Raw genomic sequence first — 23,674 nt, forward strand, 5'->3', positions numbered from 1 at the left:
TGAAAATATAGGCTAGGTTGGATTACGCAAAGACGCGATTTTTTGCATTTGATATGTTTTTAGGGCGCAAGGATTTTATCTGGGATAAAATTTTATACTGGATATTTTTTCTTCCAATGATTAAACAAGTGCAAGCATCTGTGATATCTGTGAAAATCTGCGGGAGATTATTGCAATCTTAAGATCAAAAAAAATAATAAGCATACGAAGGATAGATTTTAAGTTTTGGCTCTAAAGCCAATTGATGGATGTTTAAAAAGAAAGCGGGCTAAAGCCCGCTTCTATTGAATTTCATTATAGTATTAAATCTAAATTAAAGTTTTCAATGCAACTTCTAATTTCTAACTTCTAATTTCTAGTTAAAAATGTACCTGCTTGATTTCTTCTTCAATTTCCTTAGGCGTTTCATCTTCGGATTTCACAAAAATCATGGTTACTACAGCTCCAATCAGCATGCAAACGCCTCCTACCACAACATAATCCATCGCCTGTTTTCCGAAAATCCCGCTTACGATGGGACCTCCGAACAAACCATTGATGATCTGAGGAATCACAATAAAAAAATTGAATATTCCCATATAAACGCCCATTTTCCGTTGTGGAATCACCTCAATAAGCATTGCATAAGGCATTGCTAAAATACTTGCCCAGGCAAAGCCTAATCCGATCATTGAAATCCATAGGTTGTTGACATCTTTAATGAAATACATGGAAACCAGTCCCAAACCTCCACACAATAAGGCTAAAGCATGAGTCTGCTTTTTACCAATCATTTTTGCTATTGGAGTCAGCAGAAATGCAAACGGAATCGCCCAGAGATTGTACATTCCGAAAAGCTTTCCGGTAAGGTCTCCAGCATCATTGAATGCTTTTGAATGGGTATCTTCCGGGGAAAGTCCAAAATGATGAGTTGCCAGTGCACTGGTTGTGAACACCCACATCGTAAACAATGCAAACCATGAGAAAAACTGAACAACTCCCAGCTTTTTCATCTGCAAAGGAATTGCTGCAAAGTCTTTGAAAATATCTGAAAACTTAGACTCATGTTTTTCTACTTCTTTTCCATCTTCAAAATCGGCAAATTCCTGTGGGGAATATTCTCTGGTTGTCATGATGGTGTATAGAATTGATATGATAAGCAATCCCGCACCGATATAAAAAGAATAAATGACATTATCTGCTACAAATCCTTCTGGAGCTACATTGGAAATCCCCATTTTCGTTAACCAATCCGGCAGATAAGAGCCTAGTACCGCACCGATTCCAATCAGAATTGTTTGTACAGAAAATCCTATCGTACCCTGATGTTTAGGAAGCATATCTCCTACCAAAGCTCTGAATGGCTCCATGGCAATATTCACCGAAGCATCCATCATGGCCAGAAATATTACCGCTAACAAAAGTGCATTGGCAGCAAACATCTGAGTAACGGATGCTGCATTAGGAAGGAGAACCAATCCTATCGCACACAAAACAGCGCCAATCAGGAAATAAGGTTTTCTTCTTCCCAGCGGACTCCATGTATTATCACCCATATGGCCGATAATAGGCTGAACAATGAGTCCTGTAATAGGAGCCACCAGCCAGAACCAGGATAACTCGTGAACATCAGCTCCTAAATTACCCAGAATACGGCTCGCATTTCCATTTTGTAACCCGAATGCCATTTGAATTCCCAGGAATCCCATGCTCATATTGATAATCTGGAGCATGGATAGGTCTGGTTTTTTCCTTTTTCCTACCTTCCCTGTATCATATTTCCCCATCATTATTGCCATTACAACTTTAGTTTTTGAATTAATGCATCTTCGATAGGGGTCTTCTCAATAACCACTTTATCTACCACCTCATTAGGCACTGTCACAGAAAGAACATATTGCTTAACCTTCCAGTTTCCGTTGATTTTCTCTACCACTCCGGAGCCTCTGCAGATCTTCATCTGGGTATCCAGTAATTCATCAAACCATGCCAGTTTTCCGTCTTTGCTGAAATAAATATTTCTTTTAAGGGCTTTAAAATTCCAGGTTTTCTTTTTATCGAAATAAGGTTTTGCCCAAACCATAAATGCTTTTTTGTCCCAGATTTCAGTAGCATCTGTACCGATAAAGGTAGATTCATCTGCAAACAGATTAAAATAGGCATCATAATCCGCCTTTGCCGCCATTGCATTGAAGGTATCAAGCATGGTAGTGATTTCCGATTTTTCTTTCTCAAATCCGGTCTTCGACTGTGCTGTAAGTAAAGAAAATCCCAGTAAAAAAAGGATTAGTGTATAAGCAGTCGTTAGTTTTTTCATAGGTAATTATTATTTTTCCAGTTCAATAATCAGTGGAGTTTTTGCAGGAATATTCATTGTATTTTGCAATGAAATTTCTTTGTCTGAAATGATTTCTTTTCCTTTTGTAAATCCATTCAGTGATTCCGCAAACCGTTTCAGATCTAACGTCTGATCTTTTTCATTATTGTTGATGATGACCATTACACTTTCTTTTTCATTGTATCTGAAATAAACAAAAACGCCATCCTGAGGTACGAAATTTTTAGTTTTTCCATGATGTATCACGTCTTTGCCTTTTCTCCAGTTCAATAATTTCTGAGTAAACCGGAAAAACTCTTTCTGCTCCGCAGTTTGACCGGATAGATTGAAAGCGTTTTGTGCATCAGATTTCCAGCCACCAGGAAAGTCTCTGCGGATATCTGCATCACCACCGGTCTTTTTATCTCCTCTCATTCCTATTTCAGATCCGTAATAAATCTGCGGAATTCCTCTTACTGTCGAGATCAGAGTGAGCGCCATTTTATAGGCATCTGGATTTGCATTAAAGATTTCGTTCCATCTTTCGGTATCATGATTTTCAAAGAAAACAAGGATATTATTGATATCCGGATAAAGGAAATCGCTGGTAAAAGAATCGTAAATACGGATCATTCCTTTATCCCAGCTTTCTTTTTCTTTGAGTGCTTTAGGCATGTTTTCAAACAGCATAAAATCCATCACAGAAGGTAAATTTGAATTGTACCCTTCTATTTCTCCTATTTTCGAATTTTTCTGCCATGCTGCAATTTGTGCTGCCGTATAAAGCCAGGTTTCTCCTACGATATTGAATTTCGGATATTCATCGGTGATCGCTTTGGCCCATTTGGCCATGGCATCTTTATCATTGTAGGGATAAGTATCTACACGAAATCCTCCCAGTTCTGCATATTCTATCCACCAGATTGCATTTTGAATCAGATACTTCAGAACCAATGGATTTTTTTGGTTGATATCAGGCATGGTCGTATCAAACCATCCGTCCAGTGCGTATTTTTTATCAATATCAGAGGCATTGGTATCAAACTGTGTTGTCGTTTTATAGTTGGATCGTTTAAACCCTTTCTCTCCTTCATCAAACCAATGAATCCAGTCTTTTGAAGGAAGGTCTTTGATCATCCAGTGTGATCCGCCCCAGTGGTTGGTTACATAATCCATCACCAGTTTCATATTTCGTTTATTCAACTCCTGGGATAATGTTTTATAGTCTTCATTGGTACCGTAGCGGCTATCTATTTTGTAGAGATCAGTCTGGGCATAGCCGTGGTAGGAATACACTTTTTCGTTATCCTCATTCACAGGAGTAAGCCAGACGGCTGTTGCTCCCAGATTCTGAATATAATCAAGGTTGTTGATAATTCCACGGAGATCTCCTCCATGTCTGCCGTTGGGAAGACTACGATCTGCTTTTTCAGTAAGTTCCGGTTTTGAATCATTCTTTTCATCCCCGTTGGCAAATCGGTCCGGCATGATCAGATACATAAAATCTTTTGAAGTAAAAGACTCGCGGCTGGCAGATCCGGGATTTCTTTGCTTTAGTTCATAAGTGTATGAACCAAGATTCTTTTTGCCTTTTTTAATATTGATAGCAAACTTCGGAACGTTTATTTCGTTGGTATTGACTGTAATAAAAACATAGTTAGGATTATCCACTTTCCGGATGTCTTTGATCTGTATACCATCTGAAAGCGTAATCTCGTTTTTAGCCACTTCTTTTCCGTACACAAGAATCTGAAGTTCAGGATTTTTCATTCCTTTCCACCAAAAAGCCGGCTCTACTCTTTCCAGATTTTTCTGGGAAAAAGCGAAAGAAGCTATCGAAATGGCGAATGCTGCATATATTGTCTTCATATTAGTGTTCAATTTAGCATTAAATTTTTATATATACATCGAAAAATATAAGAGAAAATCTATTTTTTGATCTCTTTTTACAACAACGATAAGATTAAGTATCTTCATATAGCTTTCATAATGAATAATTGGATTGGGACAAAATGGGAAAATCAGCCAGATAGCGAATAAATATTAAAAAAATACCCCGGAACATTAAAAAATCAATGAACCGGGGCACCTTAGTGTATCTTACAATTATTTTACTGGTTTAATAGAAATTGCGAAACCGCCGCTTCTTGCCATTTTAAAATTAATTTTCGATTTTCCTGTAATCTCTTTCTTGTAGATGTTATAGCTTTGAGGATTATCGATATAATCGGCATCTTTTCCATCTTCATAAATGGTTGCCTCATATTTCTTTCCTTTATCCAGGAATGAGAAATCTACTGTATACTCACGTTTGTTTTCATCGGTAATACCTCCTACAAACCAGTTTTCAGTTCCTTTTGCTTTTCTTGCTGTCACCACATAATCACCAGGTTCTGCAGATAATATTTTTGTATCATCCCAATCTGCTGCCACATCCTTGATAAACTGGAACGCATCCATATGCTTTTTGTAGTTTTCAGGAAGGTCTGCAGCCATCTGAAGCGGCATATACATCGTTACATAAAGCGCCAGCTGTTTTACCAGCGTAGTTTTTACAAAACGGTTATCTCCAGGGAAATAATAGTCCAGTTTTGTCTGGAAAATTCCCGGTGTATAGTCCATAGAACCTCCCATCCATCTTGTAAACGGAAGAACGGTCTGATGATCTGGCTTATTTCCTCCGAATGCTTCATATTCTGTTCCACGTGCTGCTTCTGCAGAGATGTAGTTCGGATAGGTACGGCTTTCTCCTGTTGGACGTACAGATTCGTGAGAATTCACCATGATTTTATAGTCGTTTGCTTTTTCTGCAATTCTATAATAATGATTAATGGTCCATTGAGAGTAATGATGTTCTCCTCTAGGAATGATATCTCCTACATATCCTGTTTTTACGGCATCATATCCATATTTATTCATGGTTTGGAAAGCTTTATCAGCCCATCTTTCATAGTTTGTGGCAGAACCTGAAGTTTCATGGTGCATGATAAGCTTGATTCCTTTTGAATGCGCATATTCATTCAACATTTTGATGTCAAAGTCCGGGTAAGGAGTGATGAAATCGAAAACAAACTCTTTTGAGTGTCCGAACCAGTCTTCCCAACCGATGTTCCATCCTTCGATCAGTAATCCCTGGAATCCGTTTTCTGCCGCAAAGTCAATATATTCTTTAACTTTTGTATTGTTGGCAGCATGTTTTCCGTTTGGAGTTAATTTTGCAAAGTCCGTTTTACCTAAATGCACATTTTCAGCAGTAGAATAAGCCCATTGTGATTTTCCGATAATCATTTCCCACCAGACTCCCATGTATTTTGTAGGGTGAATGTAAGAAGTGTCGGTATATTTTGTAGGCTCATTAAGATTGAAGATCATTTTAGAATCCATTACCTGTTCAGCTTTCGGAGCCACAATAATCGTTCTCCACGGAGTTACTGAAGGAGTTTGAATATATCCTTTCGCTCCCTGTCTGTCGGCAGTCAAATGCGTTTTGAATTTATAATTCTGTGCATCTACTTCAAGATGTGAAGCCGGATAATCCAATACGGCTGCTTCTGCAACATTGATATACAATGGCTCTTTTCCTTCTTTTTTAAGCATTAAAGGAGACTGAACTGCATTTTTCACCAGTGACTGGGAAGCGTTGGCATCATATGCCTTATCCCATTTTGAAGGAATCTCAGATACTTTTGTCTCCTGATACTGATACTCCTGAGAGTCGTAATCGGCAACCATCCACCATGCCTTCATGTCGGTAGGGAAATCGATTTCAGAGTCTTCTTCTCTGATCACAAAGTAATTAAGATTTTTCTGCTGTGGGAATTCATATCTGAAACCCAATCCATCATTGAATAATCTGAACTTTACCACAATGCTTCTGTCTGTAGAAGCCTGGTTCAGGGTAACAGCCAGCTCGTTGTAGTTATTGATATAATTTTTCTTTTCTCCTAAAACCGGCTGCCAGGTTTCATTTTTGGAGTCTCTTTTTTCATCTGTCTTTGCAAAACCGTTGTTCAGGTCGTATTTTGCATCTTCTGGTTTGGCAATCTCAGAAGCGAACTTTATGGCTGTGTCTTTAAATAATCGCAATCCCAATTTAGAATCTTCCACCACTACCGCACCATTATACTTTAGGTTATAGTAAGGTACTCCTTCTTTCAGCTGAAAGTTCATTTCGAACTTCCCGTCCGGAGACTTTAAAGATTGGGCTTTCACACCTGTAAACATCATTGAGAGCAAAAGCGCTCCAACTGTAATTTTCTTCATAATGACTATTTATTAACTTAAAAAATAAAGTGCTGCGGTAAAGCAGCACTTTGCTTTATTTGAGTTGAGTTTGATTTACAATTTAGTAACGGTTAATTTGTAATATGCTGAATTGTGTAAATCCAGTTCAATTTTATAATTTCCTGCCTGAGAAACTTTATACCCAGGATCTCCTGTAACAGTTCCTTCTGAGCTTAAATAGGACTGAACACCTGTTCCTGAAACCAAAGTCTGATCTGCATCTTTTGGCTGGAACTTTATTGCCCAATCATCATTGGCTCTGAATTTAAATACTCCCGTATTGGATAAAGCAATTGAGTTGATAACATACGTTTTGGTTGCAGGATTATACACAAAGTCCGTATCTGATCCCCATCCTGTAGGTGTTGCATCTCCGATAACTCCGAAGTTGGCTAAAACTGAAGAGTAGGTATTGGCAGCCCAGTCTACTTTAATGTAGTATGTTCCTGCTGCAGGAGCTTTTATATTTTCTCCATCAGCTTTCAATTTTCCGGAATTGGTACCATCATCTCCTTTGTTTCCTGGCCAGTCCTCATTGATAGAAAACTTATATTTTCCATCATCAACACCAGTAACAGTATTGATCCATATAAATCCTCTGTATTTATCATTTTTCTCAGGAGAAAATAAATTCGGTGAGTTACTCGGAGTCCAATTGGCATAACCTGCAGCTCCTGCATAACTACCTGGTACATTGATCTTAGGATAAACCAAGTCCGGATTTGGGGTATAAGGAGTTACCTTAACTGTGATTACATTCGAATAAAAAGCTGCGGGACCTATAGAGGTTTTCAATCTTACCTCAATATCATTTACAGCATCCGGTACCGCGCCAATAGAAAACATTGCTGCATTCATTGCTGCATGGGTAACAGCTCCTGAGGTCATATCATTGGAAAAGTCAATAGTAGCACTTTTTTTGAAACTATTTCCCTTGATTCCAAATTCTAATTTTTGGTTGGGAACTACAGCAATACTAAAGGTTGGTTTTGTCCATGTAAAAGTAATTACAGCATCATTGGCATTAAGCTCATTAAGAACTATTGAACTCTTATCAGCAGCTATTTTACCTGCAGATGTTTCATTAACAACCGCCTGATCTTCATCTTTTTCACAAGAAAGAACTAAAAGTCCGGTAAAAACCAGGGCTAATATTTTGAATAAATTTTTCATTTTAAATAGTATTTAAAATTAATACCCAGGATTCTGAACCAAATTTGGGTTAGCAATAATATCTTTTGCAGGAATAGGATAAAGGTTTCTGTAGTCTTCAACATTTTTTCCGTCTTTAACACCTCCTTTCCATGGCCATAAATATGCTCCCGTAGTAAATTTACCATAACGTATAAGATCAGTTCTTCTGGTCATTTCCCAGCCCAGTTCTCTACCTCTTTCGTCTAATATATAGTCTAGATTGATTGACGCTACTGTTCCTGCACTTGCGCGGGTTCTTAAAGCATTTACATATCCTAGTGCTGTAGTTGCGCTTCCGCCACTTCCACCTCTTAATGTAGCTTCTGCATACATCAGATAAATATCTGCTAATCTAAAGATTGGAATATCTGTATCACAGAAGTTTCCTGAGGCATCAGATCCTGGTTTCCCATCACTTGTTAAATTTTTATATTTAACAAATGCATAACCGTCTGTAAAGACTCCCAAATCATTAATTTCAAGATTCTGACCATCTGTATAAAAACTTTTTCTTTGGTCAGAAGCTGATCCTGCAAATAAATTAACATAAGCTTTTGTAGTTCTTAGACCACCCCAGCCACCACTGATACCGAAACTAGAACCAGGCATACTTCCTCCTACTCCAGCATGGATAAGATATGTTGTACCTCCCGATGTTTGGATATGAACACCATCGAAAGCAATTGGAAATATAACTTCAGGATTATTTTTATCATTATCCGCAAGGAATAAATCAGCATATTTTGTTTTCAGAGAGTATCCTGCCTGTATTACTTTGTTACAATATGTTATACAATCGGTATAATGGTTCGACCCATTATATACCTGTGAGTTGAGATAAAGACGAGCAAGTAAAGACCAAGCCGCAGCTTTATCAACTCTTCCATAAGCATTCGCTTTTGGATCTTTAAGTTCTCCTGCTACTGCCATTAATTCACTTTCAACAAAATTAAAAAGTTCTGCACGAGTAATTCTTTTAGGTGGATTTACCGAACCTGGTAAATAGCTTTCGTCCACAAATGGAACATTACCAAATAAATCCAAAGCATAATAATAAGATAAAGCACGCAGATACCTTACTTCTGCCCTCATATATTTAGCTTCAGTTAGATTTGCTCCTGTAATATTATTCGATGCTAACTTTTCATCAGTTACATTTCTTAAAAATTCGTTACTGGTAGCAATTTGTGTAAAGATTCTGTAATATGCACCTTCAACAAATTCACTGGAAGAATCCCAGGTCATTTTATGAATTGTTTGCAAAGTACCATCGTTCCAAGCAATTACAGCTTCATCTGTTGGCAATGTTTGTAAGGTGTATAGTACCCTTGTATATTGTGAAAAGTTTCCATCAATTCCGTTGATATCAGAGTTTCCTCCATTTGCACTCTGTCCTCCATTTGCAAAACCTCCATAAATTTTTGCTAAAGCCATAGGGTAATTTGCAAAGTCCGTAAAAACACTTGCAGAAGTTACATCTGTAATAGGCTGCTGTTCTAAATCGTTAACACAAGATGTTACTGTAAGAATACTAAATAATGCTGCAACAGCAATTATATTTGTTTTAAATTTTTTCATTTCTCTTAAAATTGAAAGTTAAATCCTAAAGAATACACTTTTGGCATTTGATAATATCCATTGTCAATATTTCCAAATACTTCGGGGTCTATTCCGGAATATTTGGTAATCACAAATACATTTTGCAGCATTGCATATACTCTTACATTACTACCTTTATAGAAGATATCTTTAAAATTATATCCGGCATTGATATTATCTAATCTAAAGAATGAAGCATTCTCTACAAAAAGGTCAGAGAAATATTGAGGACTTGAAAATCTATAATCTGCTGCTGTAGAATATGTATTCTGCAGATAATTATTGGTTGTTAACGATTGAATAGAACTATTGGAAGCAGCATTATTATATACATAATTTCCTAATACAGCTCTTGCGCTCAAACCAATATCCCAGTTATTGTGAGAAAACTTGGTGTTAAAACCTATAATAGCATCAGGCTGTGTAGACTTATAATAATATCTGTCATTAACATCAATTTTACCATCTCCATTTCTATCTAAATATACACCATCCAAAGGCTTTCCATTAACATCATAAACTTGTTGGAATACATAAAATGCATTAGGCTGACGCCCTACGGTGTGAGCTTGAATTGTATTATTAACACCACCTTCAATTCCTCCTACTAAAATTCTGTACGTATCATCTGCTCCATTAATCAGTTTCGTAATTTTTGATTTATAATGTGTAGCATTGAAGGATACTTCCCATGTAGTATTCTCTCTTTTTATTGGGACAAAAGTGATTGCAGCCTCAATACCTTTTGTCTGCATGTTACCTACGTTCAAAAGGTTATGATTACTTAAATCTCCTGCTGCAATGGGCGAATCTACGATCAGGTCTTTTGTATCTTTCTGATAAACATCAATGGAACCTGTGATTCTATTTTTTGCGAAACCAAAATCAATACCTGCATTTTTCGTTGTTGTAATTTCCCAGCCCAGATTCGGATTGTAAATCTCTGGTCTCATCATGAAAAAGAACTGATCTCCAAATTGATATTCAGCTCCGCTAGAACTTAAATTATAAGCAGCATAAGAGGGATAATTTCGTGGTTTATTGGTATCCAGAGCAGGTAGTTCTTGTTGCCCTGTTTTCCCCCACCCAGCTCTTAATTTTAAAGTATTAATACCTGTATCTTTCAGGAAGTTTTCTTCATTAATTTTCCAGGCAATGGATACTCCAGGAAAGTTCCCCCAAACATTGCTTTTTGTACCATTATAAAATCTTGAAGATCCATCTCTTCTGATTGAAGCGGAAAGGATATATTTATTAGCGATTGTAAAGATTCCTCTTCCGTAGAATGACAGAAGCACATTTTTGGTTTCAAAGTCATTGGTAAATGTATTCTGCCCTCTTCCTTTAAGTGTAGTAGAACCGGGAATAATTGTATGAAAGTCCTGGTATGCGTAACCTGCTGTAAGATCAACTGTTGTAGAAATAGAGGTAATTGTTTTTAAATAATTTAAATATGTTTCCAACAATTTATTCTTTTTCTCCATCGTATATTGGTTATAGGTTCCCAAATCAACGATACCTGCTCTATATATAGGACTTACGGTTTTTGCCCCGTTACTCTTAGAATAATCGTATCCTGCATTAACATTTACATGCAGATCAGGCAGGAAGTGTAGTTTATAGTCCAATTGAATATTTCCTAAACCTCTCCAAACAGAAGATACATCATGTACCCCATTTAAAAGACCTAATGGGTTTGATGTACCATTTACATTCAGTCCGGTAACATTATTATTAGGATCTGTCCATTCATAATATCCTCCATATTTTGAATTCCCTGAATATACAGGCTGAGTTGGATCAAAATAAGTAGCAGCTTTAATAACTCCACCATCCACAAATCTGTTATCCGTAAAAGTACCTTTTGCATTAACATTTATGGCAAGGTGATTATCAAAAAACTTAGGATTTAAATTTAACCCCACAGATGTTCTTCTGAAAGAGTTTGTTTTTACAATACCATTTTGATCATTATATCCAAGTGATAAACGATATGGTAACCATTTAACTCCCCCTGAGAATGCAAGGTTGTTATCTGTTCCCCATGCTTTCTGATAAATCTGATTCTGCCAGTTTGTATTGGCATTGCCAAGCCTTGATGCATTTGTTGCAACAGCAGCATTTGTTTTTGCCAGATCATTTACAAAAGATCTGTATTCATCGGCATTAAGGACATCTACATTGCCCATTTTTGTTGAAACAGATGTAAGTGTTGAAAAATTCACTTTAAATCTACCAGCAGTTCCTTTCTTTGTGGTAATTAAGATTACTCCGTTCGAAGCTCTGTTACCATAAATGGCAGTAGCTGAAGCATCTTTCAGAATATCAAAACTCTCTATATCATTTGGATTAATAAGTGATAGAGGATCTGATGCACCGTTTACACCTGAAAAATCCTGAGGAACACCATCAATAACAATTAATGGTGAGTTTTCACCATTCAAAGAAGAAGTACCCCTGATTCTGATTTTTGTACCCGAACCCGGCGCTCCACTGTTGTTGGTAATCTGTACCCCCGGCGTTTTACCCTGGATCAGCTGCCCGGCAGAAGTAGCTCCTCCGTTGAAGTCTTTAGCCGTAACAGAAGTTATTGAACCGGTAAGGTCAGATTTTTTCTGTTTTCCATATCCGATTAATACAACCTCGTCAATCTTCTTCTCCTGAGGAAGAGAATCTTTTTTCTGCGCGTGCATTACTGTACTGGCCAGTAAAAAAGCGGGCGCGATTTTTAATACTGTTGTAAAATTCTTCACAATCTTATTTTTTTATAGTTTCGTTTTTTTAGTCATGTTCAGGCCTCAAGCCAGACTCGCAATTTAAAAAAAAATTAGAATTATTATAAATTTAATATAATTTTAGTTAAAATTATGTATATTACGAAACCCATTTTAGTTAGTTTTTTAAGATACAATATTTTACAACGTCTTATGCATTACATAACATTTGTTTTAATTTAAGAAAATGTTAAACACTTGTTTAACTTAATTTGGTGTTGGGCCCTTAAAATTTGTATTCTGCAGCATAATAACACCACCAATAGCGGTATTCAACAGATATTCCTTATCTTTGCAGTCAAAACTTTACTATAAATGTCAAACAGAAAGATGATTACGGCAGCTTTGCCTTACGCAAACGGGCCGGTTCATATAGGACATTTGGCAGGTGTTTATATTCCTGCGGATGTTTACGCAAGATTTCAGAGAAGATTAGGAAAAGATGTAGCGTTTATCTGTGGTTCAGATGAGCACGGGATTCCTATCACCATAAGAGCTAAAAAAGAAGGAGTAACTCCTCAGGATATCGTGGACAAATATCACGAAATCATCAAAAAGTCTTTTTCTGATCTGGGAATTTCATTTGATGAATATTCCAGAACAACATCTAAGAAGCATTATGAAACCAGCCAGGATTTCTTCAAGGTTTTATACGAGAAAGGAAAATTCACGGAAGAAGTTTCTGAGCAGTATTTTGATGAGCAGGCAGGAGAATTCCTTGCCGACCGTTATATTGTAGGAACATGTCCTAATTGTGGTAACGAAAATGCTTACGGAGACCAGTGTGAGAAATGTGGTTCTACCCTTTCTCCTTCTGAGCTGATCAATCCGAAATCAATGCTTAGCGGAAATGTTCCTATCCTTAAAGAAACCAAAAACTGGTATCTTCCATTAAATGAATATGAAGATTTCTTAAACGAATGGATTATTGAAGGCCACAAAGATGACTGGAAACCTAATGTATACGGACAGGTTAAATCCTGGCTGAATGATGGCCTTAAGCCTCGTGCCATGACCAGAGACCTGAACTGGGGTGTTCCTGTTCCACTTCCGAATGCAGAAGGAAAAGTATTGTACGTATGGTTTGATGCTCCTATCGGGTATATCTCTTTCACCAAAGAATGGGCAGAGAAAAACGGAAAAGACTGGAAAGACTACTGGCAGAGTCCAGAAAGTGACCTTGTACATTTTATCGGAAAGGATAATATTGTATTCCACTGTATTATTTTCCCTTCAATGATGAAGGCTCACGGAGATTATATTATGCCTAAAAATGTTCCTGCTTTTGAATTCCTGAACCTTGAGAACGACAAGATCTCAACGTCAAGAAACTGGGCGGTATGGGCTCATGAATATGTGGAAGACTTCCCCGGACAGCAGGATGTTTTAAGATATGCTCTTCTTTCATCGGCTCCGGAAACAAAGGATAACAACTTTACATGGAAAGATTTCCAGACTAAGAATAATTCTGAATTGGTAGGGATCTTCGGAAACTTTATCAACAGAGTTGCTGTTCTTATTCATAAATATTATGACGGTGTTGTTCCACAAGGAGATGTAAACAGCCCTGAACTGCAGGAAATAAGTAAATCGGCAAAAGAAATTTCCACATTCCTTGAAAATTACGAGTTCAGAAATTCATTAACAGCCTTAATGAACCTTGCCCGTTTTGGAAACCAGTATCTTCAGACTGAAGAGCCTTGGAAAACGATTAAAGATAATCCTGAAAAAGCGGCTCAATCTTTATTCGTTGGGGCGCAAATAGCTGTTGCTTTAGCTCAGTTATGTGAACCTTTCATGCCATTCAGCTCTGAAAAGCTATTGAACATGTTCAATGTTGAGAAGAAAGACTGGAGCTCTATTGAAAACCAATCTGTATTAATTGAGACAGGTCACAAAATCAATGAATCTTCCCTTCTTTTCTCAAAAATTGAAGACGATGTCATCGAGGCTCAGATCCAAAAACTGGAGAACACAAAACAAAACAATAAAAAAACAAACCCTAACGCAAACCCTATGAAAGAGGAGATCACGTTTGATGACTTTACTAAAATAGACCTTAGAACAGCAACCATTTTAGAAGCTGAAAAAGTAGAAAAAGCAGATAAATTACTAAAACTTACTGTAGATACAGGAGTAGATGTAAGAACTGTTGTTTCCGGGATTGCAGAAAGTTTCACGCCTGAAGAATTAATCGGGAAGCAGGTTATGATCCTTCTGAACCTTGCGCCAAGAAAAATCAGAGGAATTGAATCTCAGGGAATGTTATTATTAACAACAAAACCAGACGGAAAATTATCTTTCGTCACACCGGACGACAACAATGTTGAAAACGGTATTGAAATCGGATAATTAAAATCCTTATAAAGATCACAGGCTGTTTCTCCGGAAGCAGCCTTTCTTTTATCTACAGCTTATGGTTAACAAAAATGTTTTAAGAAAGCTTTCCAATCTGGAATTAGAAGGATATTTAAAAGAAGGCAACCCCTTTGTTCCGGAGGCTGTTCAGACCGCTTTTGAAATTCTGGAAGAAAGAGGACGGGTTTTCAATGAGCAGGAAAAAACAGCTGTTCAGCAATTAATTCAGCGTAAACAAGAAGTTGAAGAAGCAAAATTTACAGAAGAACGTGAACTTTGGAAAGATCATATCACTGAAGATACGAATACTGTTAAACTTTTTCCGAGAGATCTTATTTTACTTGCTGGAGGACTTTTGGGAACGATTCCAGGAGCTTTATTGTTAGGACTGAATTTTGTTAAGCTTAAAAAGTATGGAGCAGCAATTCTAACATTTGTTTTCGGAATTGTCTTTTTGCCTATTCAGAATTTTTTAGTTCCTCTCATTTATAAAGAAAGTACACAAGGCTTTTTTACTTATAGAAAAAGTCCAGAATTTTTCATGGCTGCTGTAGGTGCTTTAATTTTACTGGTATTATGGGTTTTGTTTACACCAAAAAAGCTACCTTATAGGGCAGCTTCGTATATCTTACCAGGTATTATTTGTCTGATAATGTTAGCAATTATCATCAATTACCCCGAATGGTTTTCTGGTTATCTCTTAGTAAGCTTCGCTAAATAAGAATCCTCATCTTTCAACACTCTTTCTATTTTGAAACCATTATTTGTGGCAGCATTTTTCAAAGTATTGAAGTCAAGATACAGCCAGGTGATCGGTTCTTCAGATTCGCCTTTATAATGAACCACATAATCCAGCTCGCCATAATATCCGCCTGCAGGAATGTATACTCCGCCATCTTTATCACGATCAAACATATACAGGATATCTGTACTGTCGATCAGGACCTGCCCTTTATCATTAAGTAAAGTATGCAGTTTCTGAAGATAAGTATCAATTTTTGCCAGGCTTTCAAAAACTCCGGTACCGTTCATTAACAGTAAAATCGTATCAAAAGTCTCTCCGGAGAAATCAAGCATATTTTCGCAAACTGCCTTTTTAATCCCTCTCAGCTTACAAACCTCAACAGATTTTGGTGAAATATCCAATGCGGTCACCTCAAGATTTCTTTCATTCTGAAGGTATAAAGAATGAGAACCTGCACCCGCTCCGATATCCAGAACTTTTCCGTTGGATAACTGCAGTGCTTTCTGCTCAATATCATTCATTTCTTCAAAATCTCTGAATAAATAATCCACCGGAAGTTCATCCAGCTCAGAAATTGACGTTTCAGTCTGCAGATCCTCCGGATTTTCATTGTGGTAATAATCCCAGATCGCTCTGCCCATTAAATCTTTCATAGTGCAAAGATAGTAGTTCAATGTTCAAAGTTCAAAGTTTTTGATGGAATGTTGCGGGTTTGCGAGGTGCGGGTTTGCGAGGTACGGGTCACGAGTTTCGAGGTACAAGATTCGGTGTTCCTACAACCTTAAACCTTAAACTCTCAAACCCTCCCACTCTCAAACTCTCAAACTCAAAACCCCTGCTTTCTACTCCATCGATTCCTTCTCCTTATGTCTGTCTGCCTGAGATTCGTTTTCTGCTACACCTGCCTTCCAGTAAGAATAGGCGTACAATTCCTGTGAAGTCCAGTTTTTCTCTTTTCTCAGATAAGTTCGGATTTCTTTTACACTTGAAAACTCACAGGCAACGTAACCGAATTTTGAAGTTTCAGGGATCTCAATACTTTTTACCGCATGGGCAATTTCACTGCTGACCTGAGGCTGCGCATTGTGCAGCCACTTAAAATCAATCTGTGCTTTGGTTTCAAGCAGCTGTTCGTCTTCTTTTCCATGAACTTCAATAATACAGGTTCCTTTTGCTGTTTCGGAAAGTGTTTCCAGAATAGCGCTGATCACCGGAATGGCCGTAGCATCACCGGCCAGCAGGTACCAATCTGCTGCAGGGTACAGCTCTTTACCTTCCACGCGCATCATCACTCCCAGTTTGGAGCCTGCTTTAGCTTCTCTTACCCATCTGGAAGCAGGTCCGCCGTCTCCATGATCTACAAAATCGATGATCAGCTCATTTTTTTCCAGATCAATTCCTCTGTGGGTATAGGTTCTGATGGAAGGAGCCACATCTTTTGGCGGATACACCCACTGATGGTTTTCATCCAGCGTCGGAAAATGAATCTCATTGAGACCAGCCGGAGGAACTGCAATTTTATTATTATCACCCACCACCGTATTTTTGAATACCTGAACTTCCGGCGAGTAGAGATACACTCTGATAAAATGGTCAGTAATGTATTCTTTTCTGGTGACTTCGGCAACGATCTGCCCTGTTGAAATTTTAGCCATAACTGATTTTTTAAATTAAAATCCGGTTTCCGATCAAACTCAGAAACCGGATTTGAAATACAATATGTTTTCAGATCAGGGTATTTTAAATCCCGATCATTTTTTTAAAATTCAAAAGTGTAGGAAAGGTTGAATGTTCTTCCTCTTCCTTTATAATTAAAAAGTTCCGGAAGTCCGTAAGTGGCATATAAAACCTGGGAACGCTTGCTCCAGATCGTCTGATAATCGGTATTAAACAGGTTCTGAATTCCTAAGTTGAATTTTCCCCAGTTGAAACGGTATCCCATCATCAGATCTGAGGTATTGTAGCCTTCAACAACATTATTAAGCTCGTCTTTCTGCTTGAAATTCTGTAACGACTGGAATCTGAATGACCAGTTCTTAATATTATACCCGATATACGTCACCAATTTGGAAGGAGAAGCATTGTAAATTTCCTGCTTCTGCCATTCTCCCTCTTTATCCACTTCAGATTTGATCAAAAGTCCGCTGGCACCGAAATACACTCCATTGCTTAAAGAATAGGAAACCTCAGCTTCAATTCCCATGTTTCTTAATTTTAAATCATTCACCAGGATTTGGAAGGTCTTTTTATCTACAGTAACCGTTTTATCAGAATTACTTAAAAATCCGGCAATCTGCGCTCTTAAACCTCCTCTGTTCACACGATATCCTACTTCAAACTGATTGGTTTTGATGGCCTGCAGCGGCTGTTCTTTAACATTGATGCTGGATACAACATTCCAGTTTGTTCCCACAAGCTTATACTGTCCGATACCATAAAACTTAGCCGGATCCGCTAAACTTGCTCCCTGGGAAAAAGTTCCCCAAACCTGATGCTGCTCATTAAATTTGTATAATAGCCCTGCATTAGCTAAGGTTACATTATAAGAACTTTCACCTCCCGGAATTGCAGATGCTGAACTTCCATAGCCCATTGCAATCTGGGTCTGCTGTTCAGAACCTACAAAATCATCCATTTTTACGTTGATATGCTGATAACGGATTCCTGCATTCAATTGCAATTTGGGAAGAATATTATATTTTGCCTGAACATATCCTGCATAGCTCTGTGAATGATTGGTCGGATATCTTCCCAAGCTGTACTTTGTTTCATTCACTAAACCACCGCTGGACATTGTTTTGGCTATATCATAAACAGACTGTGTTCCTTCAAATTTTTCAAAATCGAAGTCTGCTCCATAAGTAACATTCAGTCCTCTCCATGATTTTGACAATAAAGCTTTAATCCCGGAATAATAAGTATCCTGCTGAGAAGAAGACATATAAGGTATTTTTCCCGTCTGTAAGGTAACATTTCCCGGGAATGGATAGAATCCTAATTTTTCACCTCGGGTAGCCAATTGCACATATAAATCCTGTCCGCCTAAAATTCCGTTTGCGTTATAAGCTACAGTTGCCATATAACGTTCTGTACCTACATTTTTATCTGATGAAAACCCATCTCTCATCTCGAGTAATGAAGCATTTTTTGTTGTAAATGCACTCAGATTTTCTCCTAAAAATAAGCTTCTGTCGCCATTAAATTTAGAATTGTAATACTGAACAGAGGCTGTTATTTTATGTTTATTGTTAAACTGATATCCTCCGGTAGCCAGGATATCAATAGACTGATTATACTGAAGGTCAGTCTGGGTAATATCCGTAAAAAGCTGTTTCTGATCTGCTCCATACACTCCACCATTCTGCTGATAAGCTACTCCCAATCTTCCGAAGAACTTGTCTCCTTTAGCAGCAATAGACTGAGCAGCACGGAAATCATGGTCATCTTTTCCCATAAAACCTGAACGTGCTCCTAATTCTGTCTCTCCACTGATTCCTTTTTTGGAAGGTGTTTTTGTAATTATATTGATAATCCCACCGGTAGCGTTACCTCCGTAAATTGAGCTTGCTCCTGAAAGCACTTCGATTCTTTCAATATTAAAAGGATCAATGGCATCCAGCTGGCGACTGATCGCACGGATACTGTTCAGAGAAACACCGTCTATCATCACCAAGGCAGAACGTCCTCTCATATTCTGACCATAATTGGTTCTTCCCTGTGGACCAATATCCATGGAAGGAATCAGAATCGACAACATTTCTTTGATAGGAACTCCGCTTTTCGCCTGTTCCTGAATTTTTTCTTTCTGTACCACCCAGACCGTTCCCGGAACTTCAGAGATTTTTGTAGGTTTTCTGGAGGCTACGATTACCACATCTTCAATACCTTTAGAGGCAATAGAATCTTTTACGGTCTGGGAAAGCATCAATCCCGAAACCAAAAGACCTATGAATGCATACTGCTTTTTCATTCTTTCTACTCAACGTTTTATAATTCTACAAAGATAATTCTTATTTAGAAAGAATAAAAATAATAAAATAGGAGATTTTTCATTTTTTTGATGGAAGGAGGAAGATGGAAGCTGGAAGTTATTGATGACCTGTAAATCAAGATAAGTTTTAAGAACCTCTTTTGGAATAAAATGTTAAATTAAAACAAATAGTTATAAATCGTCTTTTAGAACTTCCTTCTTCCAGCATCCAGCTTCCTTAGCAAAAACGTAAAATCCCAGCCCAACTAAGGACCAGGATTTTACTGGTAAAAACAAGGTTTCTTTTTATACTGCAGGTCCTGCAGCATCTTTTATCTCTTCCAATAATTTTTTTCTTTCGCGAAGTCTTCTTCTCGCTATGACCGATTTACCGCCAAGAACTCTTACAAATCTGAAATATTGGAATCGTTTTGCTCCAAAATGGTGGGTAGCAACATAAATCAGTACCCCAAATCCGACTAAAATAATATATCCGAATATCTTTTTGGTAGCGATGATAATCGCATTAAGCTGAATGGCTTTCATATTGGCTGCTACATTCTGAGGAGTCACAGTCATTCCATCCATATAAACAGCAAGATCTCCTATTGCCGTAACCTGAAAACGGTATTGAAACCAGGAATATAAAGTTGAAAAAATTCCTACGGCAAGGAAAGTTCTCCAAACCAATACAAGCCCGATGGCCGCCAGCATTTCATCCATTTCAAGCTTATCCAGCGTATAAAACCATACGGAGATAAACAATGAACACATTCCGTAGCCTTTTAAAAACATGGGCAGATACCAGTTGTCATAACTGAACTCCAACACCATGGAAAAGTACATAATAATAGCATATCCAACCATGGCGGCAAAACCGGAAAAAATATACATTTTCAATGGCTTTTCTTTTTTGAACCAGAAAATAGCAAGAGCTCCGGCTAAGATAATTCCGGGAATCATCAGTAGACTCAGCCTGGTATTGGTCAATTGATCATATCCCAAAACTCCTACCGCAAACGTATTCTGAATAGAAGCTGTTCCCAGAAACATTCCCAGCCAGAAAAGCATGAACAAACCGTGCTGCACATTATTTTTTGTGAAAATTTTAAACGAAAGGTAGGGTCGTTTTAAAGTCAGCTGACGGATAGAAAGTAGTGCAAAACTGACAAAAGCTGCAATACTTCCATAGATGATGTTCCTGGAGTTGAACCAGTCCTGCTGTCTTCCAAATGAATACACATATGCCGAAAACATGAATGTTGAGATGAAAAGCAAAATACTCAGCCAGTCAATATAATGCAGGGGAACTTTTAATGCAAAATATTTGTCATGCATAAAAATCCAGTGTATCAGTGCTAAAATAAAGCATAAAACTGCTGTGAGCAGGTAGAACTGCTGCCAGTTGTAAAGAAGGGCAAACTCAGCGGCATAATAGGTTGCCACCTGGTTCATGACAAGAACGAAGGTATAGAAAGCTCCGTAAAATACTCCACGATTTCCGATCATAACCATTAATGGCAGAAACAGCTCTATGGTAACCATCATTTTCATAAAGCCAATCATTAAAGAAGTAAAAATAAAAATCATTGGCTGTAAAGTAGTCCCGTTCACGTAGCTCAGCAACCCTAAAAGTACCAGGAGCAACACCATCTTGTCCCTTACTTTGAATCTCATTTTGATTCTGAGGACAACAGGCATACACGCTCCCATCCCAATAGTAGTGGCGTAATTGGCCCACATAAAATATTCTGTCATGGCGCCGGTACCGCTTACCAGAGAACTGATATTTCCTGTATACACCCCGCCGATGGGCATTACCACGGCAAGCAGTAATACAATCAGCAGCAGTTGTACGGGTTTCGGTACCCAATCGCTATATAATCCTTTGTTGTACATGATTTTTTAGGGAATAGACTTCAGATATCAGATGGCAGACTTTCGACATTCAACCTTAGCTTCCCATACGCATGATGTCTGAAATCTGATATCTTCCATCTTTTAGTCTTTATTAATATTCACATTCATATTCATTCCGGCGCTCAGCTTATCCAGATCTTCTTTTTTGTTGGAAGCTGTAAACTCAATTCTTACAGGGATTCTCTGCTGTACTTTGATAAAGTTTCCGGTAGAATTGTCCGTAGGCACGCTTGAGTATCTTGATCCGGTAGCCGCTGAAACAGCAGTCACAATTCCTTCGAATTTTTTCCCTCCTAAAGCATCGGCTGTCATAGAAATTTTTTCTCCTACTTTGATATTCGGCATCTGGCTTTCCAGGAAGTTGGCAGTTACCCACTTCTGACCGTTCAGAACGATTGTTGCAACCTGCTGTCCTGGTTGGATCAGCTGACCTTCAGAAATTGTTCTTCTTCCCATTACTCCATCATAAGGCGCTGTAATAACAGTATATGAAAGATTGATCCTCGCCATATCCAGAGCAGATTTTGTTCTTTTAATTTCAGCATCATTGATTCCCAACCTGCTTTTTACTTCTGTTGTAGAAAGGTTTGCAGATTGCTTTTGATTGACTAAGGTTTCATAAGCAGCCTTCTGAGCATCATATTCTGTCTTCACCTGATCATACTGTTGTCTCGTAACGGCTTCAGCTGCCAAAAGGTTTTTATATCGGTTTAAATTCTGTTCAGCATTCCACAATCTTGCTTTTGCTCCTGCGATATTGGACTGCATCACGTTGATATTGTTGGAAACCGTGTTCACAGAAGAGCTTGTAGCTGTTTTTTGAGCCATAGCATTCTGATAGGCAGCTTCAGCCTGTCCCAGTTGCGTAAGAATTTCACGGTCGTCAAGGATGACCAAAGTATCGCCTTTTTTTACATGCTGATGTTCAATAAACTTAATTTCTTTGATATAGGCAGAAACTCTGGTATTGATAGGATTGATAAATTCTTCTACCTGTGCCGCTTCCGTATAGGTTTTACTTCCGATATGGAAATATTCGCGTATTAACCAGAATAATCCGAAACCGATCACCAGAAAAACGATGATATTAGATATAATGGCTCTGATTTTATTGGTTTTATTTTTCTTTTTCTTATGCTCTGCAGCAGATGTTGCCGGAGCAGGTGTTGTATTTTGAGTAGTTTGTCCCTTGTTTTCCATTGTGTTGATTTTCAGTTTTAAATTAAAGTGTTCCTGTAGATTTCAAAAGGTTGTAATAGTGATATAAAACATTGATTTCAGCATTGGCGTAATCAAGCTCTGCCTGCAGTTTCTGGTTCTGTGCATCAATCATTTCCGCCTGCACGGCCAGCTGATTCAGATATTTGGCTTCCGTAATCTTGTAGTTTTCTTCCGCCAGTCTTTTGGAATCATTCAGAATATCTGCCTGCTGAATCGCTTCCTGATATTTGGTATAGGCTGCATTCACTGCCATGTCTACATTCTGCTGCACCAGAGTCATGGCATCATTCGCCTGATTCTTTTGCAATTCCCCTAATTTTACTTTTTCTTTTGTTTTATAGAGGGTATCGATGTTGTAGCTCAGAGAAACCCCAGTCTGCCAGCCCCCTGAATACATATCCAAAACAGGATTTCTCGTCGTGATCGGTCTTTGCAGCGTATATCCGCCAAATCCGGCCAGCGTAGGTGAATTGTCTGTTTTGATGATTTCAATATTCTTATCTGCTACCGCAATGTTTTTTTGAGCAGATTTCAGCAAAGGATTGCTTTCGTGTGCAAGATCTGTATAATACTCCATGCCAATTCCGGATTCTTTATTCTCCAGACTTTCTGTAGGAACAATCTCCGTGTCAGAAGCTAAACCTAAAGCAATATTCAGATTATAATTAAGGATTTTCTTATTATTCGTAAGGGTAAGAATTCCCTGATCCAGGTTTTTGATGGCCAATTCTCCACGAATTACTTCGTTTCGGGTTACCATTCCCTGCTGATAGAACTTCTGGATATTTTTCAGACGTTCCAGAGCCAGTTTTTTGTTATTCTGAAATACTTCTTCCTGATTGATGATTTTATAGACATCCAGATAATTGGAAATCACTAAAAATTTCACATCCTGTTTATTTTTCTCTAAATCCAGTTCCGAAAGTTGTTCGCGAAGCCCAGCCATTTCGATGGATTTATTCACCAATCCTCCCTTGAAGATCAGCTGTGTTGCCTGTACCGCATACGAACTTCCGTAATGCGGCATTGGAACGTTTGTAGAATTTGAAAAATCTTTATCAATGGCTACTGCATCTCCTAAATAGAACTGGCTTGTAGAAGCTGTAATTGTAGGAAGTTTCTGAAGCTTAACCACATTAATGTTCTGCTTTGCAATATCAATATTCTGTGCGGAGACTTTGAGTTGCTGGTGATTCTGAACAGCGAGTTCCGCCACCTCACCTGCGGTCATCTGTTTGATCTGTTGTGAAAAAAACAGCGCAGGAAAAGCTGCTATCAATACTGATAGTGCTGTTTTTATTTTCTTTGTCATT

General features: G+C 38.0%; 15 protein-coding genes. 2 read left to right on the forward strand and 13 right to left on the reverse strand.

Annotated elements, in window-relative coordinates; translation table 11 throughout:
* Positions 1 to 359: 359 nt before the first annotated feature.
* The 7 genes from LIV57_RS05330 to LIV57_RS05360 all read right to left on the reverse strand — a co-directional run bounded on the left by LIV57_RS05330 (position 360) and on the right by LIV57_RS05360 (position 12,126).
* Positions 360 to 1,778 (reverse strand): MFS transporter, encoded by a 1,419-nt coding sequence (locus tag LIV57_RS05330; protein ID WP_227941743.1) that lies wholly within the window; start codon positions 1,776 to 1,778, stop codon positions 360 to 362.
* Positions 1,778 to 2,296 (reverse strand): nuclear transport factor 2 family protein, encoded by a 519-nt coding sequence (locus LIV57_RS05335; protein ID WP_227941744.1) that lies wholly within the window; start codon positions 2,294 to 2,296, stop codon positions 1,778 to 1,780. Before LIV57_RS05335 ends, LIV57_RS05330 begins: the two co-directional genes overlap by 1 nt.
* Positions 2,297 to 2,305: 9 nt before the next feature.
* The gene (locus tag LIV57_RS05340; protein ID WP_227941745.1) at positions 2,306 to 4,165 is read right to left on the reverse strand and encodes a glycoside hydrolase family 13 protein; all 1,860 of its coding nucleotides are present in this window, start codon (positions 4,163 to 4,165) and stop codon (positions 2,306 to 2,308) included.
* 237 nt (positions 4,166 to 4,402) lie between these two features.
* Entirely contained in the window at positions 4,403 to 6,559 is a 2,157-nt protein-coding gene (locus tag LIV57_RS05345) for a glycoside hydrolase family 97 protein (protein ID WP_227941746.1), read from the reverse strand.
* A 75-nt stretch (positions 6,560 to 6,634) separates the two neighbouring features.
* Positions 6,635 to 7,753, reverse strand: a complete 1,119-nt coding sequence (locus LIV57_RS05350; RefSeq protein ID WP_227941747.1) for a SusE domain-containing protein — start codon at positions 7,751 to 7,753, stop codon at positions 6,635 to 6,637.
* 18 nt (positions 7,754 to 7,771) lie between these two features.
* Positions 7,772 to 9,352 (reverse strand): RagB/SusD family nutrient uptake outer membrane protein, encoded by a 1,581-nt coding sequence (locus LIV57_RS05355; protein WP_227941748.1) that lies wholly within the window; start codon positions 9,350 to 9,352, stop codon positions 7,772 to 7,774.
* 5 nt (positions 9,353 to 9,357) lie between these two features.
* A complete protein-coding gene (locus LIV57_RS05360; RefSeq protein WP_227941749.1) occupies positions 9,358 to 12,126 on the reverse strand; it encodes a SusC/RagA family TonB-linked outer membrane protein in 2,769 nt (922 codons plus the stop codon).
* 336 nt (positions 12,127 to 12,462) lie between these two features.
* On the opposite strand from LIV57_RS05360, the gene metG reads away from it, so the two are divergent.
* Positions 12,463 to 14,499, forward strand: coding sequence for a methionine--tRNA ligase (gene metG / locus LIV57_RS05365; protein ID WP_227941750.1), 2,037 nt, complete (start codon positions 12,463 to 12,465; stop codon positions 14,497 to 14,499).
* A 64-nt stretch (positions 14,500 to 14,563) separates the two neighbouring features.
* Positions 14,564 to 15,226, forward strand: coding sequence for a hypothetical protein (locus tag LIV57_RS05370; RefSeq protein WP_227941751.1), 663 nt, complete (start codon positions 14,564 to 14,566; stop codon positions 15,224 to 15,226).
* On the opposite strand, the gene LIV57_RS05375 is transcribed toward LIV57_RS05370, so the two are convergent.
* The 6 genes from LIV57_RS05375 to LIV57_RS05400 form a co-directional block, all read right to left on the reverse strand.
* The gene (locus tag LIV57_RS05375) at positions 15,199 to 15,903 is read right to left on the reverse strand and encodes a class I SAM-dependent methyltransferase (RefSeq protein WP_227941752.1); all 705 of its coding nucleotides are present in this window, start codon (positions 15,901 to 15,903) and stop codon (positions 15,199 to 15,201) included. The genes LIV57_RS05370 and LIV57_RS05375 overlap by 28 nt on opposite strands.
* A 189-nt stretch (positions 15,904 to 16,092) precedes the next feature.
* Positions 16,093 to 16,905, reverse strand: coding sequence for a siderophore-interacting protein (locus LIV57_RS05380; RefSeq protein WP_227941753.1), 813 nt, complete (start codon positions 16,903 to 16,905; stop codon positions 16,093 to 16,095).
* 104 nt (positions 16,906 to 17,009) lie between these two features.
* Positions 17,010 to 19,220, reverse strand: a complete 2,211-nt coding sequence (locus LIV57_RS05385) for a TonB-dependent receptor (RefSeq protein ID WP_227941754.1) — start codon at positions 19,218 to 19,220, stop codon at positions 17,010 to 17,012.
* 306 nt (positions 19,221 to 19,526) lie between these two features.
* Positions 19,527 to 21,119 (reverse strand): MFS transporter, encoded by a 1,593-nt coding sequence (locus LIV57_RS05390; RefSeq protein ID WP_227941755.1) that lies wholly within the window; start codon positions 21,117 to 21,119, stop codon positions 19,527 to 19,529.
* Between the two features lie 102 nt (positions 21,120 to 21,221).
* The gene (locus tag LIV57_RS05395; RefSeq protein ID WP_227941756.1) at positions 21,222 to 22,340 is read right to left on the reverse strand and encodes an HlyD family secretion protein; all 1,119 of its coding nucleotides are present in this window, start codon (positions 22,338 to 22,340) and stop codon (positions 21,222 to 21,224) included.
* A gap of 22 nt (positions 22,341 to 22,362) precedes the next feature.
* Complete coding sequence (locus LIV57_RS05400; protein WP_227941757.1) at positions 22,363 to 23,673, reverse strand: TolC family protein; 1,311 nt, start codon at positions 23,671 to 23,673, stop codon at positions 22,363 to 22,365.
* Position 23,674: the final 1 nt, after the last annotated feature.

Origin of the sequence: Chryseobacterium sp. X308 (assembly GCF_020733145.1) — a bacterium.
GTDB classification, from domain to species: Bacteria; Bacteroidota; Bacteroidia; order Flavobacteriales; family Weeksellaceae; genus Chryseobacterium; species Chryseobacterium cupriresistens.